Annotated in this window: 15 protein-coding genes, 2 pseudogenes and 1 riboswitch; of the genes and pseudogenes, 1 reads left to right on the top strand and 16 read right to left on the bottom strand. The window is 32.3% G+C overall.

Features of this window, described 5'->3' with window-relative positions; genetic code table 11:
- Position 1 precedes the first annotated feature (1 nt).
- The 12 genes from ABH959_RS21340 to ABH959_RS21285 all read right to left on the bottom strand — a co-directional run bounded on the left by ABH959_RS21340 (position 2) and on the right by ABH959_RS21285 (position 10,907).
- The gene (locus tag ABH959_RS21340; RefSeq protein ID WP_113937724.1) at positions 2–754 is read right to left on the bottom strand and encodes a molybdopterin-binding protein; all 753 of its coding nucleotides are present in this window, start codon (positions 752–754) and stop codon (positions 2–4) included.
- On the bottom strand, positions 751–1,866 hold the full coding sequence (locus ABH959_RS21335; protein WP_235661788.1) for a class II aldolase/adducin family protein: 1,116 nt from the start codon (positions 1,864–1,866) through the stop codon (positions 751–753). Before ABH959_RS21335 ends, ABH959_RS21340 begins: the two co-directional genes overlap by 4 nt.
- Positions 1,847–3,421, bottom strand: coding sequence for a hypothetical protein (locus ABH959_RS21330; RefSeq protein ID WP_113937722.1), 1,575 nt, complete (start codon positions 3,419–3,421; stop codon positions 1,847–1,849). Before ABH959_RS21330 ends, ABH959_RS21335 begins: the two co-directional genes overlap by 20 nt.
- 11 nt (positions 3,422–3,432) lie before the next feature.
- Positions 3,433–4,449, bottom strand: a complete 1,017-nt coding sequence (locus ABH959_RS21325) for an ABC transporter ATP-binding protein (protein ID WP_181777942.1) — start codon at positions 4,447–4,449, stop codon at positions 3,433–3,435.
- Between the two features lie 22 nt (positions 4,450–4,471).
- Positions 4,472–5,272, bottom strand: coding sequence for an ABC-2 family transporter protein (locus tag ABH959_RS21320; protein ID WP_404491166.1), 801 nt, complete (start codon positions 5,270–5,272; stop codon positions 4,472–4,474).
- 4 nt (positions 5,273–5,276) lie between these two features.
- Positions 5,277–6,071: an ABC transporter permease gene (locus ABH959_RS21315; protein WP_113937719.1), complete on the bottom strand. Its 795-nt coding sequence runs from the start codon at positions 6,069–6,071 to the stop codon at positions 5,277–5,279.
- A 26-nt stretch (positions 6,072–6,097) separates the two neighbouring features.
- Complete coding sequence (locus ABH959_RS21310; protein ID WP_113937718.1) at positions 6,098–7,786, bottom strand: B12-binding domain-containing radical SAM protein; 1,689 nt, start codon at positions 7,784–7,786, stop codon at positions 6,098–6,100.
- A 136-nt stretch (positions 7,787–7,922) separates the two neighbouring features.
- Positions 7,923–8,051, bottom strand: a complete 129-nt coding sequence (locus ABH959_RS21305) for a hypothetical protein (RefSeq protein ID WP_258550642.1) — start codon at positions 8,049–8,051, stop codon at positions 7,923–7,925.
- A gap of 34 nt (positions 8,052–8,085) precedes the next feature.
- Positions 8,086–8,214, bottom strand: coding sequence for a hypothetical protein (locus tag ABH959_RS21300; RefSeq protein ID WP_258550641.1), 129 nt, complete (start codon positions 8,212–8,214; stop codon positions 8,086–8,088).
- Positions 8,215–8,248: 34 nt separating this feature from the next.
- The gene (locus tag ABH959_RS21295) at positions 8,249–8,377 is read right to left on the bottom strand and encodes a hypothetical protein (protein WP_404491169.1); all 129 of its coding nucleotides are present in this window, start codon (positions 8,375–8,377) and stop codon (positions 8,249–8,251) included.
- Between the two features lie 203 nt (positions 8,378–8,580).
- Positions 8,581–8,685: riboswitch (SAM riboswitch) on the bottom strand.
- 317 nt (positions 8,686–9,002) lie between these two features.
- Entirely contained in the window at positions 9,003–9,413 is a 411-nt protein-coding gene (locus ABH959_RS21290; RefSeq protein ID WP_113937717.1) for a DUF3908 family protein, read from the bottom strand.
- A 159-nt stretch (positions 9,414–9,572) separates the two neighbouring features.
- The gene (locus ABH959_RS21285) at positions 9,573–10,907 is read right to left on the bottom strand and encodes an FAD-dependent oxidoreductase (RefSeq protein WP_113937716.1); all 1,335 of its coding nucleotides are present in this window, start codon (positions 10,905–10,907) and stop codon (positions 9,573–9,575) included.
- A 199-nt stretch (positions 10,908–11,106) separates the two neighbouring features.
- On the opposite strand from ABH959_RS21285, the gene ABH959_RS21280 reads away from it, so the two are divergent.
- Positions 11,107–11,535: a hypothetical protein gene (locus ABH959_RS21280; protein ID WP_002135033.1), complete on the top strand. Its 429-nt coding sequence runs from the start codon at positions 11,107–11,109 to the stop codon at positions 11,533–11,535.
- Between the two features lie 40 nt (positions 11,536–11,575).
- Here the strand turns inward: ABH959_RS21280 and ABH959_RS21275 are convergent, their stop codons facing one another.
- The 4 genes and pseudogenes from ABH959_RS21275 to ABH959_RS21260 all read right to left on the bottom strand — a co-directional run.
- Positions 11,576–11,686: a YARHG domain-containing protein gene (locus ABH959_RS21275; protein ID WP_235661787.1), complete on the bottom strand. Its 111-nt coding sequence runs from the start codon at positions 11,684–11,686 to the stop codon at positions 11,576–11,578.
- A 1-nt stretch (position 11,687) separates the two neighbouring features.
- Positions 11,688–11,855, bottom strand: a pseudogene (locus ABH959_RS21270) (zinc ribbon domain-containing protein); the annotation flags it as partial.
- Between the two features lie 149 nt (positions 11,856–12,004).
- Complete coding sequence (locus ABH959_RS21265) at positions 12,005–13,084, bottom strand: RNA-guided endonuclease InsQ/TnpB family protein (RefSeq protein ID WP_113937715.1); 1,080 nt, start codon at positions 13,082–13,084, stop codon at positions 12,005–12,007.
- A 333-nt stretch (positions 13,085–13,417) separates the two neighbouring features.
- Positions 13,418–13,765 (bottom strand): annotated as a pseudogene (locus ABH959_RS21260) (TcaA second domain-containing protein); the annotation flags it as partial.
- Positions 13,766–13,767 lie beyond the last annotated feature (2 nt).

Here is a 13,767-nt window from a genome sequence, read left to right as displayed (position 1 = left end):
CTTATCCCCCTTCTAAAGAATAAATAAAGTCCTCCCATTTCTTTTTGTAATACTCATGGTGCTTGTATATGGTTAGAGTTATCTTTATTTGGTTATTTATTACCCTTAATAGTACATCTACATTTTTATCATTGAACCATCCTTGCTCTTTTAAACTCTTATTAACCTCTAGTTCAGCTTTTCCCTCAATTTTTTTTTCTATTTTATGAATTTCTTTCACAGTTAAATACGGTTTGTATTTGATAGATATATATTGACTAATTGATGTTTCAATTAAATTTTTCACTTCTTTCGGTACCCCTGGCAAGAAAATAAGCATCGTACTATTAATAAAAATTGAAAAAGCTGGCGAAGTTCCTAAATCATTTAAGAATATTTCTGCTTCTTTTGGCACTACAAGCTGTTTAGAAATCCCTCTAGGCCACCTACAATTCCATTTTGAATAACATTTTTTGATTTGATCCCTATACATTTTCCCTAAAATCTTTGGTGGCGTATTAGATAGTTCCAAAGCCACTTGTCTTGTAACGTCCAAATCACTCCCTCCCATCCCACCTGTAATAATCACGAAATCGTTACATCTAGAAATATCAATTATAGTTTTTCTTATTAATTCAATTTTGTCATTAATAATTCTAATTTCTTGACACTTATAACCGCAGCCTGAAAAATAGTTCGTTAACCAATAACCATTTTCATCACGTACTCCAGTAAACAATTCTTTCCCCGTAATAATTATTGAAAAATTCATCATACTAGTTCTAGCTCTCTACTACTGTCTGATTGTATTTTAATTAAATGTTCTATGGCCTTTTCTAATGTATTCCCTACCACTATCTCACCGTGATCTCTAGCAATGGCAAAATTACTTTGCAGGGATTGCATTTTATGTATAATTCCTTTCCCAAATTGGAAAGTTCCATATCTTAAATATGAATTGCTTCGATATCTATCTAAAAAAGTTGCGTATGTTAAAGACGGACAATGACTATGTATGACAGATTTCATCTCAGTATTAGCATAAACTTCATAGTGCAAAGGTGTTTCACTCGAAGGTGAATTAATGCCTTTCCAATATACTTCATTATTTAAATGATCTACATGTTGTACCCATACAAGTTCTTCCATTTTAATATTTCCAAGCTCACATCCTGAGGAAGTGATTACAAATCCTTTTTCTACTCTTTTACTAATACACCCCTTTGAACCATTAGTTAAACCATACGTAACTAATTTTCCACCTACTTCTTTAAATTCTTCATATACATTCTTTATGGTACGATGCCAAGTGAAAGATTCATCTGTATCATCATTCAATACCTGAATTGATTTAAATCTAATTTTATTAAAATCATATATTATACTATCATTTACCTTTTCACCGAACGCCATCGTACAGTAAGACCCTTCTATTCTAGGATGGATCATTTTCACACCAATTTTAATTAATTTTTGAAGATTTTGTTGTAAAATTGGACTTCTCCATAGATCAATATTCATTGAAGGCGCTAAATAAATAGGTGTATTTCTTCCAATTGCTGCTGCAATACAAGAAGTAGCAAAATTATCAGCAATTCCTCCTGCTATTTTGTTTATTGTTGAATATGTTGCAGGTGCAATAACTATTAAATCTTCAAGCGGAAGTGATTCACCGTCTTTTTTATCAAATGAATCTCTGATGAAGTTTCCACTGGCCTCTTTTAACAACTCTAAATCTACCATCTGATGCGCAGAAGGAGTTAAAATAACAAATACATTCGCACCTAAATCCGATAACTCCTTTATATATCGATAAGACTCCTTAGATTTTCTAGCCCCAGTTAAAATATAATATATATTTTTACCCTTAATAGACACTGTTCTCACCTCTCCCAAGTTCTAATCCCCCATTAGAAGGAATATATAATGTATTCCCTAAAACTTCCTCTATTTTTTCAGTCCATTCTATTGAACCACCCGGTATCCAAAGACTATTAATTAGGCTGTCTCGAAATTTAATTATATTATTTTGATTCAATTCTCTATATTGACTTTCAATTGACCTTGCAATAAAGAATGCTATGAGTCTTGCTTCAGAATATTGGTTTTTAGTTCCAATTAATTCCTGGTAACTCCATCTCATTTCATTTATATCCTGATTTACTAGCAGAAATTTAAGATCATTTTCAAATTTTATTTGATTTATATTCTCGCCACCATTTTCATATATCTCAATTTTAGTCATAACTGCTGAACAGATGCGCCTAATAAATAATAAATAGTACTTATTCCATATTTCAAGGGCTTCATAATATTCATTTTCACTTAGTCCTATATAATGAAGTAAAAATTCACGACTCTTAGCCAGGGATTCTATTGTTTGTGCCATCCCTTCTGTAAAGGCTGTACTTTCTCCTTGAAATAAGAAATTATCATACCTTATATATTCTGCATGAAGGGCATGACCAAATTCATGAAAGATAACTTCTAGAATATTTAGATTTTTCAATGAAGGGTTTATTAATATTTTAATCTCAAATTTATTCTTAAACATTGTGACCGCAGGAAAATTCGACTTACCCAAATATTCTATTTGAATATTTGATTTATTTTTCAAAAATCCATAATCAGATAAAAAGTTTTTTATTTGTAATATTATTTCTGTTGAATCTATATTTAGTAATGGGTGTTCAAATTCTTTTCTACTAAATAAATGCATCAAATCAAAATGTCTTACTTTTTTCAAGCCAAGATTATCAGATTCTTTTTTATAATAATAGGTATATAGCTCTCGAGTCCGTTCTTCAAAACTCATTATTAACGCCTTGAGTTTTGGGATTTCCATCCCCTGATTTTCTAATAATAAATTAGAATAAAAATCGAATTTATTCTCTTTTGCTATTTGATTTTGAGTCTGAACTAGCTCTTTAATATGCTTCTCTAATTCTCCCCCCATCATAGGTAAATTTCCATATAAGCATTTTCTTTTTAAAGCGCTGGCTTGAAATCTCATCTCGTTTTCAAATTGATTTACAGTAAGTTTTATTTTTTTATAGTGATTACTAGCTATTAAATTTATTTTTTTTTCTACTCTAAATAAATATTCAGAGTTCAAAACTTGCTGTTCAACATATAACCTTTTAAGTGCCTTTACTTTCTGTTTCACATTTACATCTATATTACTAAATTTACACTCTACTATATTTTTATAAAAACCACTTGAATTAATTAATTCGGCTTTAATTTTTTGTAGTCTTCTTGTTTTTTGAATATCAACTTCCTCATCCTTAGCAAAATTATAATAAATATCAATATGAGCTTCTTTAATTTCAGAAAGTAAATTTTCCACATGATCAACATAACTATATAATTGTTGGTGACTATTTGGTGAGAAATCTAATAACTCTTTATATGGCATATGCATTATTTTATTATCTTTCAACAAAATCATTCCTAACTAATTTTCATATTATTAGTAGTAGCTGCATCCAAGCTTCTAAACAATTTAGAGATAACTCTTTCAATATTTTCTTCTGAAACCTCCATTTCTTGTATAATATTTCTTTCAAAGAAAGGTATTAAAACATCAGATATTTCTAAATCTTTTTTAGAATAAAAAATTTCTATATTATAATTGGATTTTTTATTAATTTCTAAAACATCCCTAAATTCATCTGGAATGATAACAGGGTTTTGAGTAATTAAATTTATAGATTTCATCCCCCCGTATAGTTCTTTAAGCTCATTTTGACTACCGTCAAAAAATATTTGTCCATCATCAATAAACATAATTCTACTACAAAGCTTTTCAATATCTGACATATCATGTGTTGTAAGGATAACAGTGACCTTTTTTTCACGATTCATTATCTTTATAAACTCTCTGATTTCCTCTTTTGCTTCAATATCTAATCCTATTGTTGGCTCATCTAAAAACAATACCTTTGGATTATGTAGCAAACTAGCTGCTATATCACAGCGCATTCTTTCGCCAAGACTCATAAGACGAACCGGCTTATTTAAAAGCGACTGCAAGTTTAAAACATCATCAAATTGTGATATTTTCCTTCTAAATTCTTGTTCCGATATTCCATATATATCTCTTAAAAGTTTGAAAGAATCTATAAGAGGAAGGTCCCACCAAAGTTGTGTCCTTTGACCAAAAACAACTCCAATTTCTGATGATATTTTTCTTCTGTCAATGTAAGGGTCAAAACCATTAATCTCAATAGCACCGTTTGATGGCATTAAAACACCTGTTAACATCTTAATAGTCGTAGACTTTCCTGCCCCATTTTTCCCAATGTAACCAACTATTTCTCCCTGTTCAATATCAAAACTAATATTTTTGACGGCATCAATTTGATTATACTTTCTATAAAATAAACTCATTGCTTTTTCAATTTTATTGGTTGTGGGTTTTGGTACCTTATAGCTTTTACTCAAGTTCTTCACTTGAATGACCTTCATAGTAACACACTCCTCTTTTATACTATGATCCTGTTGCATCGTATTTTCGTAACATTAAATTCCATATTTTCCATGTGAATATTAAATAGAAAAAACCCAATCCTGGAGATATACCAATTAATATATCGGGAAAATCTACCAATTGTTTTCCTAATATAAAGTGAATCGGTATGTACGCTACTATCCCATATGGGATTAATAAAACAAGAATCCATTTCAGATACCAAGGATATATCAACAGTGGAAATCTACTCATTTCTTTTGATACCCCAATTGTATTCTCAAATGTTTCAGTAGTATCTATTTGTTTAAAAGCCATACTAGAGTTTAAAATAAATGTACCTGCAATTGTAGCTGCTCCACCGATAGTACTATATATTAAGAAAATAACATCTATTATTGTAAAATTTATACCTATAGATAAAACTCCCCATATAAACATAATGATAGAGGATAAAGCAACACCAATCGTACTTATGGGTAAATTACTTGAAATATAATAATAAAGTGGTGAAATTGGACGAATTAAGTATTTTATAAAATTGCCATCTCTTACTTCAAAAATTAAAGTTGCCACATGAATACAAAAAATCGAGGCTATTGCCCATGACATATAGAATAATGAAATCAATAACAATATTTCCGAAAATTCCCACCCTCCAATTGTTCCATACTTAACCATCGCAAATTTTATGCCAAATAACCAAACACTTACTGACGAAAATACCCCTATCAGCTCAAGTATAAAGTTAAAATGAAATGAAAATCGGCCTTTCAAGTGAGCTAGTTTCAATGTAAAAAACAACCTTAAATGATACCTCACATTACTATCCCCCTTGAATTATCAACTTTTTAAACATTACTCTCCATAAAATTATATTTGTAATATATAACACTACTATCCATATAAATCCTGTCACTAATTCTGAAAGTACGTCCTCTTGCGATATAATTCCATTAAATATACTTGTTGGAACATAGTATAAAAATTTAAGTGGTAATAGTTGTATTACATATTGTATTTTTTCTGGATATATCCAAATTGGAAAAGGCATTCCTCCCAAAAAAAACGTCAGTGAATTAAAAAGTACCCAAACTCCACTTGTTTCAACATATTTCATCATAAGCAGACAAAAATTAATATTAATAAAGAAACCTACAAGTATACTAATTATTGTAGCTACTAAAAAAGATAAGAATACTTTAGCTTCCGGGATATACCCAGTACTTAAAAACACTACAAAACTATAAATTGGAAGTACAATAAAGAAAAAGAAGATTAAAACTGTACCTATTCTTTCAAAAAAAAGTTTCCTTATAAAATTACCTGGTCTTAAAATATCAAAGACAATATTCCCATTTCTAATTTTCTCATTAAATGGATGTCGCATTCGCATACTATGTAATTGTGGAATTAATATTGCATATGATATTGCCATATACGTAATCATCTGACTAATTGAAATTCCATCGATTTGTTCTTTTCCTTGATATAATCCCTTCCAAAAAAAGATCCAAAGGACAAAGGCTATTATCATCCCAAATACATTTAGCCAAAGATCACCTTTATATACTAACTGTTGCTTTATTCCTATTTTTGAATAAGCTATATACTTTTTCATAAACTTCACCCCATGTAACCATTGTTTTAATTAGTTACATATTCTCTTTTTATCTCTTGATATTTTTCTAAGCTATGTATAAGAGCTTTTTCTTTTCCAAGAAAATACGTATTATATTTCATGAAGCTTTCCCATACACTATCTAAAACTTCAAATTGTTTTATTTCGTGTTCTTCTTCATCTTTTAGTTGTTCGACTATATAACTTAAAGTTTCTACTGTAAATTTAGCTAGGTATTTATTCCACTCTATTAATTTCTTTAACTCTTCATGAGATTGTTGATGATTTGGATTTTCAGAAATTCGCTTTAAGCAACTAGTTCTATATTTTTGATTAATTAATATTTGGCGTCCTATTTCACCTCGAACAAGTCCACATGCATGAGCAATTGTAGCCAATTTAGAATTTTGATAAATAAAAGCTTCGCTATGATTTCGCTTTAGAGCATGTTTATCAACATTTTCAATATGTTCAGCACTTTGGTTATACAGAAATCCCTTTTTTGTGTATTCAAGATGGGATGGTGTTCCTTCAGTAACAAAAAGCACCCCACCTATCAATTTTTCAGGTTTAGAAAATAGCCATCCTTTAGTCTTACAAATTTCTTTAAGATTCACAATATTTTCTTCTAGTTCTTCAATGGTTGTTTCAGCATCAAATAATATAAATCCAGGATGTATATATATATCATATTTCTTACAAATATCAATCGCTCGCATATTAGTTTTTACTTTTGTTCCTTTGGTATATCTGTTTAATTGCGTTTGGCTAAATGATTCTAAGCCTAACAGTATGGTAGTTAATCCTGCTTCTTTTAGTATTTTGATTGTTTCGTCATCTACAGTATCAGCACGCGCGTAAAGGAAAAATTTGACATCTATATTTCTCCTCATAATTTCTCGCGCAATTTCTTTTGCGTATTTTTTCCCCTTTTTTCCTGGTCCAATAAATAGTGGATCACCAAAGTAAAAAAATTTCACACCATACTCTTTATTTACATTTTCTATCTCATCTACTACGCGCCCTGGTGACATAATTCTCCAATTATAACGTTCGTAAAAATCTGCGAAGGACTGGACCTGACAAAACGTACACTTCCCATAACATCCATAGCTACTTCGAATAAGACATAGTAAATTGTTGAATGGCTTCTTTTCTTTCTTTAAGTTTTCAAATTGATATCTTTTGTAGTAAGGTAGCTCATTCAATTCTTCTTGGCTTGATAATGGTAATGGCTTATTAATTTTAATAGATCCATTTTGTAAAAATACAGTGGCTGGAGAATCTTTCACACAATTCTCCAAAACACTACTGACATATCTCACAATTGATTGTTCTTCACCAATATTACCTAAATATAGAGAATCTACTATTCCATCTATAAGATATTCATGAAAATGATTTGGGCTTTGGATCCAAAGAGAGAGATGTGTCTCTTTAAAAGCCTCTTCTTTACTTATTAATTCAATTAATTTTTTGTTAGGTTCCCAATCATAACTATTTAGATGTGTAAATACAATAATTAGTTTGGGCTTCTCATTAATCAAATCTTGAATATTATATTCTTGAGGGTTCAAATTAAAATCATATACTTTGACGTCATAATTATGCTTCTCTAAAACTGCAGCGCCAAAAGATAAATAATGATTTTCTACTTGGAACACCTCATTTTCTACATAATGTCTCCCTGATACAAGCATTAAAATATCAGCCATTCCCTATCACCTTCCATTCCTTATTTTAACAATTTATTGATATTAATTTCTTAAACATCGTAAGCCACAACACACCTAAAACTCTCCTTATGATGTGGCTTATGATAATTTATGAATTTATGTAAATCTCAATTGATTACATAGATGTCATTTCACCCGCTAATACAAAGGCTAAAGTATGCATTGCTGTTGCATCTTCTAATGACAATTCTTCTTGACTATTCGTTTCTACTTCCTCAAGAATCGATTCTAAGTACTCTTCCATTTCTTTCACCTCCCTTCACTTAGAAGATACAACACTACATAGATGTCATTTCACCCGCTAATACAAAGGCTAAAGTATGCATTGCTGTTGCATCTTCTAATGACAACTCTTCTTTACTATTTGTTTCTACTTCTTCAAGAATTGATTCTAAGTACTTTTCCATTTCTTTCACCTCCCTTCACTTAGAAGATACAACACTACATAGATGTCATTTCACCCGCTAATACGAAGGCTAAAGAATGCATTGCTGTTGCATCTTCTAATGACAACTCTTCTTTACTATTTGTTTCTACTTCTTCAAGAATTGATTCTAAGTACTTTTCCATTTTTTCACCTCCTTTCAATAAATAAATAGTTTTATGAATTTGAATACGCCACCAATACACATTAAACGCATGTGTATAATATGAATTAATTGTACATATATCTCTTTTTTATCATTTTTATAGTATTTATGGTAATAATAAAAGACGCTAATAAAAAACCCTTCTCTAAATAAGGAGAAGGGTTTTTTTATTAAAAATACTTCTTCTTATTTTTTAGGATATACATCCTACAGGAATTAGCACCTTCTTTTAAACACAAGGTTGCTGAGGTGTCATAGGGCCAGTCCCTCTACCTCTCTTAATAAGAATTAATCTTTATATTCAATTTTATAGCTTACAAAATTTAGTATATACAAAATATAAAGAAATTGCAATATCTTTAGAAAATTATTTTTAAATAAATTTTCAGATATATATAACCTATGAAATTTTATTTTTTTATTTAATAAACTCTACTCACTCATTATTCCAGGCATTATAAATCTAACGTTAAAACTTAATACCATTTCATTTACTTTTAGGAAACATTTGTTCGAAATCGTTACTTATACCCTGAAGTATTATCAGCACTTGTTTCTTTATCTACAACCTAAAAAAGCAGCCCCCTTTGAGGCCTGCTTTTTCACTAGATTACTTTAAAAATACTCTTAATTTGTCTCGCAAATAACCAATTTTTCGTACCGTAGTTATCATTTAAACTATCTAAATTGATAGATTGTCCATTAGCAAACTTTAATTCTAACGTTGTATTTTTGTCATTTGTTTTTAAGTTGCTATTTGTAATGTTATCATACTTTAATTTTTCAATCTCAATATACTCTTCCTTCTCTTCTCCGATAACGACGTGATCTTGGAAGAAGAACAATACTTCTACTTTCTTACCGAAACAAAATACGTTTTTCGTATAAATTAATGTCGCGTTATCAAGTCCGACACATACTTCTTTCATCTCTTCAACAACGTTTCCTAAGTCTTCTTCGTTTCTTGCATTTGATTCAGCAATCCATTCTTCGATTGTATTCATGTTAATTGCCATACTGTGCCCCCTGGTTCGTTCATTGCTTTATTAAAAAATAAATACTATATGACAATATAAGCGATACGCACTATGTTTTCAAGGGTGAACGGTATATTCACAATAAAGTGAAACTTTATTTATTCCCCTTTCACAAAAAAAATAGCACTTAAAAAAGTGCTATTCCGCTCTCCTTGCTGCTTGTTGAATTGGATCCCAAACGCTGTTATATGGTGGTGCGTAACTTAAGTCGACATCTTCTAAATCGTGAATACTCATTTTATTGAAAAGTGCCATTGCGATAACATCAATACGTTTATCTACACCTTCTTCTCCAATTACTTGTCCGCCTAATAATTGTTTCGTATCGGCGTGATATAGTAATTTCAAGTGAAGTGGCGAAGCACTCGGGTAATAGCCTGCCATATTTGTTGAATCTACTTTGACCGTCTTATACGGGATGTTTAGCCCTTTTGCTTCTTTTTCATTTAAACCTGTTCTTGCGAGCGTCAGATTCATAAATTTAATAATGCCTGTGCCGAGAGTGCCTTTAAACGCTCTTCGTTTATCAACCATATTGAGTCCAGCAAGTCGCCCTTGTTTATTCGCAGTCGTTCCAAGCGGGATATGGTCATGAATTTCCTTTATTACATGGTAATGCGTTGCACAATCCCCTGCTGCATATACGTCTTGTACATTCGTTTGCATATAAGCATTTACTTCAATTGCACCTTTATGAGTTTTACGTATATTTGTCCCTTCAAGAAAATCAGTATTTGACTGTACACCGACAGATACTAAAACGAGATCTGTTTTATACGTACCTTTATCTGTTTCAATTTGTTCCACTCTCTCTTTTCCTTTAAACGCTTTTACATTTTCATTTGTTAAAATTTCAATATTATGTTTATCTGCTTCTTTATGTATATATTCCGCCATATCCGCATCATAAATTGTGCCAATATGATCGTTTCTCTCAATCATTCTTACTTTCTTTCCTAGTTCTACAAATGTTTCTGCCATCTCTAGACCAATTGCACCGCCGCCAATAATAGTTACATCCTTAACTTTATTCGTTTCTAGCGTTTTTAATATGCGCTCAGCATCCGGAATTGTTTTTAAAAGATGAACGCCTTGCAAATCTCGCCCTTCCCATTCTGGCATAACAGGACGCACTCCAGTCGCAATTAATAAACGGTCATACGGAAATTCAAATACATCTTTTGTCTTCGTATGCTCCGCATACACAATTTTCTTTTCCGTATCTACTTTCGTTACTTCATGACGTACTTTCGCATCAATTCCATATTTATCACGAAACGTCTTTACATCGCGTGCAATTAACTTTTCAGTAGAAGCAATAACACCACTAATCACATACGGTAATCCGCACTGAGCGTATGAATAGATTTCACCTTTTTCTAACGTTACAACATTTGCAGTTTCATCGTTTCTAACAATTTGCATTGCTGCACTCATACCAGCGGCATCTCCGCCAATAATGACATAGTTCACTTTACCACTCCTTCTTTTTTACATACTCTTTACGATTTCCATATTTTATAGAAATAACACCTACTTAAATTGTAAAGAAAAAGAATTTAATCTACAAGTTTGGTGCACAAAACTATGCCTTAATAGGTATCCGTCGTGTCTTATAAACAAGATGTTTAATATGCTATAACAGCAACTATTGAAAGTAGGTGAAATATACATGTGCGCCGGCCTTCTCGTCCAGCTTCCAGAGGAACCGATAGAACCGGGACCCGCCCTCCCGCTTGAACAAGAGTTTACCGTTAGTGTAACTTTATACAGTGCACGTGCTTGGTTATCTGATAATGACACTTTCTCACAAACTATTTGGAAATCGACTCGCTTTGCTTCTGCCTCACACGCTCGCAAATCCATCTTCCCAGTTGGTACTGTTAAAATTGTGAACTTTTCTGAGGATACAATAACGGTTACTATATCATCAGAATCAGATGATGCACTCAAAATAGTCGTTCCCCCTCGTTCTGAAGCTGCTTTAACGTCTAGTTCTTTATCTGATGTGCAAGCAAGTACATCAGGAGGAGCAAGTAAAGTCACATTCCTCTTTCACATCTTTTTCTCAAGGGATCCTGGTCCAGCTAAACAACCATAGAAAAGGTACAGTAATATACACTGTACCTTTTTCATGCACTCTATTCTCTTGATTTAATCAGTTCAACATTATAAGATTCCACACTCGTTAACGTTCCTGTAAAATACGGATTTTCTCTGTACCAAGACTGTTTTAAAAAATACGCTTGCATATCTTTCGTTTGAAAGCAACGTCGTATAATACGTCTTCGCTTTCAATTTATACCGATCAAATAAAAAGAAATACTTCCCGTCTTTCGTTAAAGAAAAATCTGCTCTTTCTATTCCATCCCCTCGTTTTTCACCTTGCCTCAAATATTCGTTCAATTCATTCACTTGAGACTCCCACGACTAAAGTCGCAAGCCCGAATCCTTATGGAATTACGGGTGGGATTCTTGAATGACTAAACGTTCGCAGTCCATTTCTGTTTTGAACAGCCTTCAAGATGAGGGCATCTCATTGCCCCTCCTAAACCAGACCATATAGGTGCTTAGGCTGATTGACTGTTACCATCAATCACAGTTGCATAGCGAATATTCATCGCCCCAACGATATCACGATGTGTCTCAAACCTACATGGACACTTGTATTTTCTGTCTTGTGCCTTATTCTTTTCAGCACATTTCGGACAGCTTTGACTTGTATAAGCCGGATTCACATATTCAACCTGAATACCAACTAATGCTGCTTTGTATGCAATAAATCGTGATAAACGATAGAATGACCAAGTGTGTAGGTTTTTTTCGTTTTTACGGCTTGTTCTTGCCGTCTGTCTTATATTCGTTAATTGTTCTAATCGAATGACAGAAATATGATTTGCAATCGCAAAATTAATAATTTCACGACTTATTTTATGATCTTTATCTTGCATCCATCTTTGTTCTTTATCATCCAATCGCCGAATCGCATTCACTTTTTTGTCTTTTCCTAACTTCTTACGCACACTACGAAACTTACGCTTCCTATATTTGTTTTGCCTACCATTTCCAAAGAAACGAACCTTGTCATCATCTGTAATCGCTACCGCAGGGACTTTGAGGCCTAGGTCTACTCCTAAAATTTTAGTCCCTGCTCTTTCATTTGTAGGAACCATGACAGATATTTGGGCCATCCACTTATTCGATTTCTTTGTGATGCGAAGTGTACCTAACTTATGTTTTAGCAAATCCAAATTGCGATTGTTTTTATCGATTAATAAAGCTCGGACCTTTAAACGAGTGGCCTTTCCATTTACCTTAAACGGGATTGAAATATGAGTGGCGTCAAACGAATAATTTTGATTGTTCCATATACAAACAGGCCTCTTTAAAATCGGAATGATTTTATAATTGCTTTTCTTTACTTTTGTAGCAAACAAACTTTTCGCGTCTTTGATTGCTTGATTCTTCACCGCACTTGGGATATTTGCTTCAATATCTTTTGTGCTTTTTTTCGTACTTGTCTTTGCTTTAACCATTTCCGATACAAGTGTATTTATAACTTTGATATATTCATGACTACTTTGTTCTAATAAACGGATTTGCTCTTTTGTTGGAATCAATTTCACTTTCACTGTTAGGGTCTGTGACATGCGTTTCATCCCCTTGTTTTTTGATTTTCAACATCGTGCATTTGATACATTTCTAGCAATAGAAACAAAATGAGAACGTGTCCATAAACTTTACAACTACATGAGGTGAGGAGATTTTCCTCTCAAACACTTTGAAACGTACTGCTATCATCATTGATTCTAGTTACAATGTATCATTTACTTTCGAAAAATTACAACAAAAAGACTCGAAGAAACTCCCTATATTTTGGATACTTAAAGTACCACGAACCTTGCGATTTTTAGTGGTACTCCGTATCCAACCTCACTTTCATCCCATGCCTAAAGGCAATGCTTTCTCGTTCGGAAAGGGCTGTAAGATGGATTTTCTTTTATATATGAAAATAGAGGCGTTACACTCTCTCTTGTGACAATAACGGCTGGATCATCTGCCGTGGTGATCTCAGCTAATTTCTCCCCGTCCCTCTCTTGTAAAACAGTAATAATTCTCTCTACTTGCGATGATTGTGAGTAATATGAAGATCCATACGCATATAATCCGCCCAATACTATAATAAAAAATGTTAAAAGTGTAATTCCAATTATTGTCCCTTTGCTCATTTTCTGCTTCTTTACTACAGGATCCCGCCTCTTCGTCCCGCAGTTTTGACAAAATTGCACACTGTCTTCAAAATGAGTCCCGCACTTTGTGCATACATTCATCC

It is taken from the genome of Bacillus sp. RC51 (assembly GCF_044908115.1).
Lineage (GTDB): Bacteria > Bacillota > Bacilli > Bacillales > Bacillaceae_G > Bacillus_A > Bacillus_A mycoides.
This window is presented reverse-complemented; position numbering and strand designations above follow the sequence as displayed.

Bases quoted from the DNA above. Each gene is read 5' to 3' on its own strand.
- ABH959_RS21300 (WP_258550641.1), bottom strand. From the start codon at position 8,214: ATGGAAAAGTACTTAGAATCAATTCTTGAAGAAGTAGAAACAAATAGT.
- ABH959_RS21290 (WP_113937717.1), bottom strand. From the start codon at position 9,413: ATGGCAATTAACATGAATACAATCGAAGAATGGATTGCTGAATCAAAT.
- ABH959_RS21305 (WP_258550642.1), bottom strand. From the start codon at position 8,051: ATGGAAGAGTACTTAGAATCGATTCTTGAGGAAGTAGAAACGAATAGT.
- ABH959_RS21280 (WP_002135033.1), top strand. From the start codon at position 11,107: ATGTGCGCCGGCCTTCTCGTCCAGCTTCCAGAGGAACCGATAGAACCG.
- ABH959_RS21310 (WP_113937718.1), bottom strand. From the start codon at position 7,786: ATGGCTGATATTTTAATGCTTGTATCAGGGAGACATTATGTAGAAAAT.
- ABH959_RS21295 (WP_404491169.1), bottom strand. From the start codon at position 8,377: ATGGAAAAGTACTTAGAATCAATTCTTGAAGAAGTAGAAACAAATAGT.
- ABH959_RS21315 (WP_113937719.1), bottom strand. From the start codon at position 6,071: ATGAAAAAGTATATAGCTTATTCAAAAATAGGAATAAAGCAACAGTTA.
- ABH959_RS21325 (WP_181777942.1), bottom strand. From the start codon at position 4,449: ATGAAGGTCATTCAAGTGAAGAACTTGAGTAAAAGCTATAAGGTACCA.
- ABH959_RS21265 (WP_113937715.1), bottom strand. From the start codon at position 13,084: ATGTCACAGACCCTAACAGTGAAAGTGAAATTGATTCCAACAAAAGAG.
- ABH959_RS21275 (WP_235661787.1), bottom strand. From the start codon at position 11,686: ATGCAAGCGTATTTTTTAAAACAGTCTTGGTACAGAGAAAATCCGTAT.
- ABH959_RS21340 (WP_113937724.1), bottom strand. From the start codon at position 754: ATGATGAATTTTTCAATAATTATTACGGGGAAAGAATTGTTTACTGGA.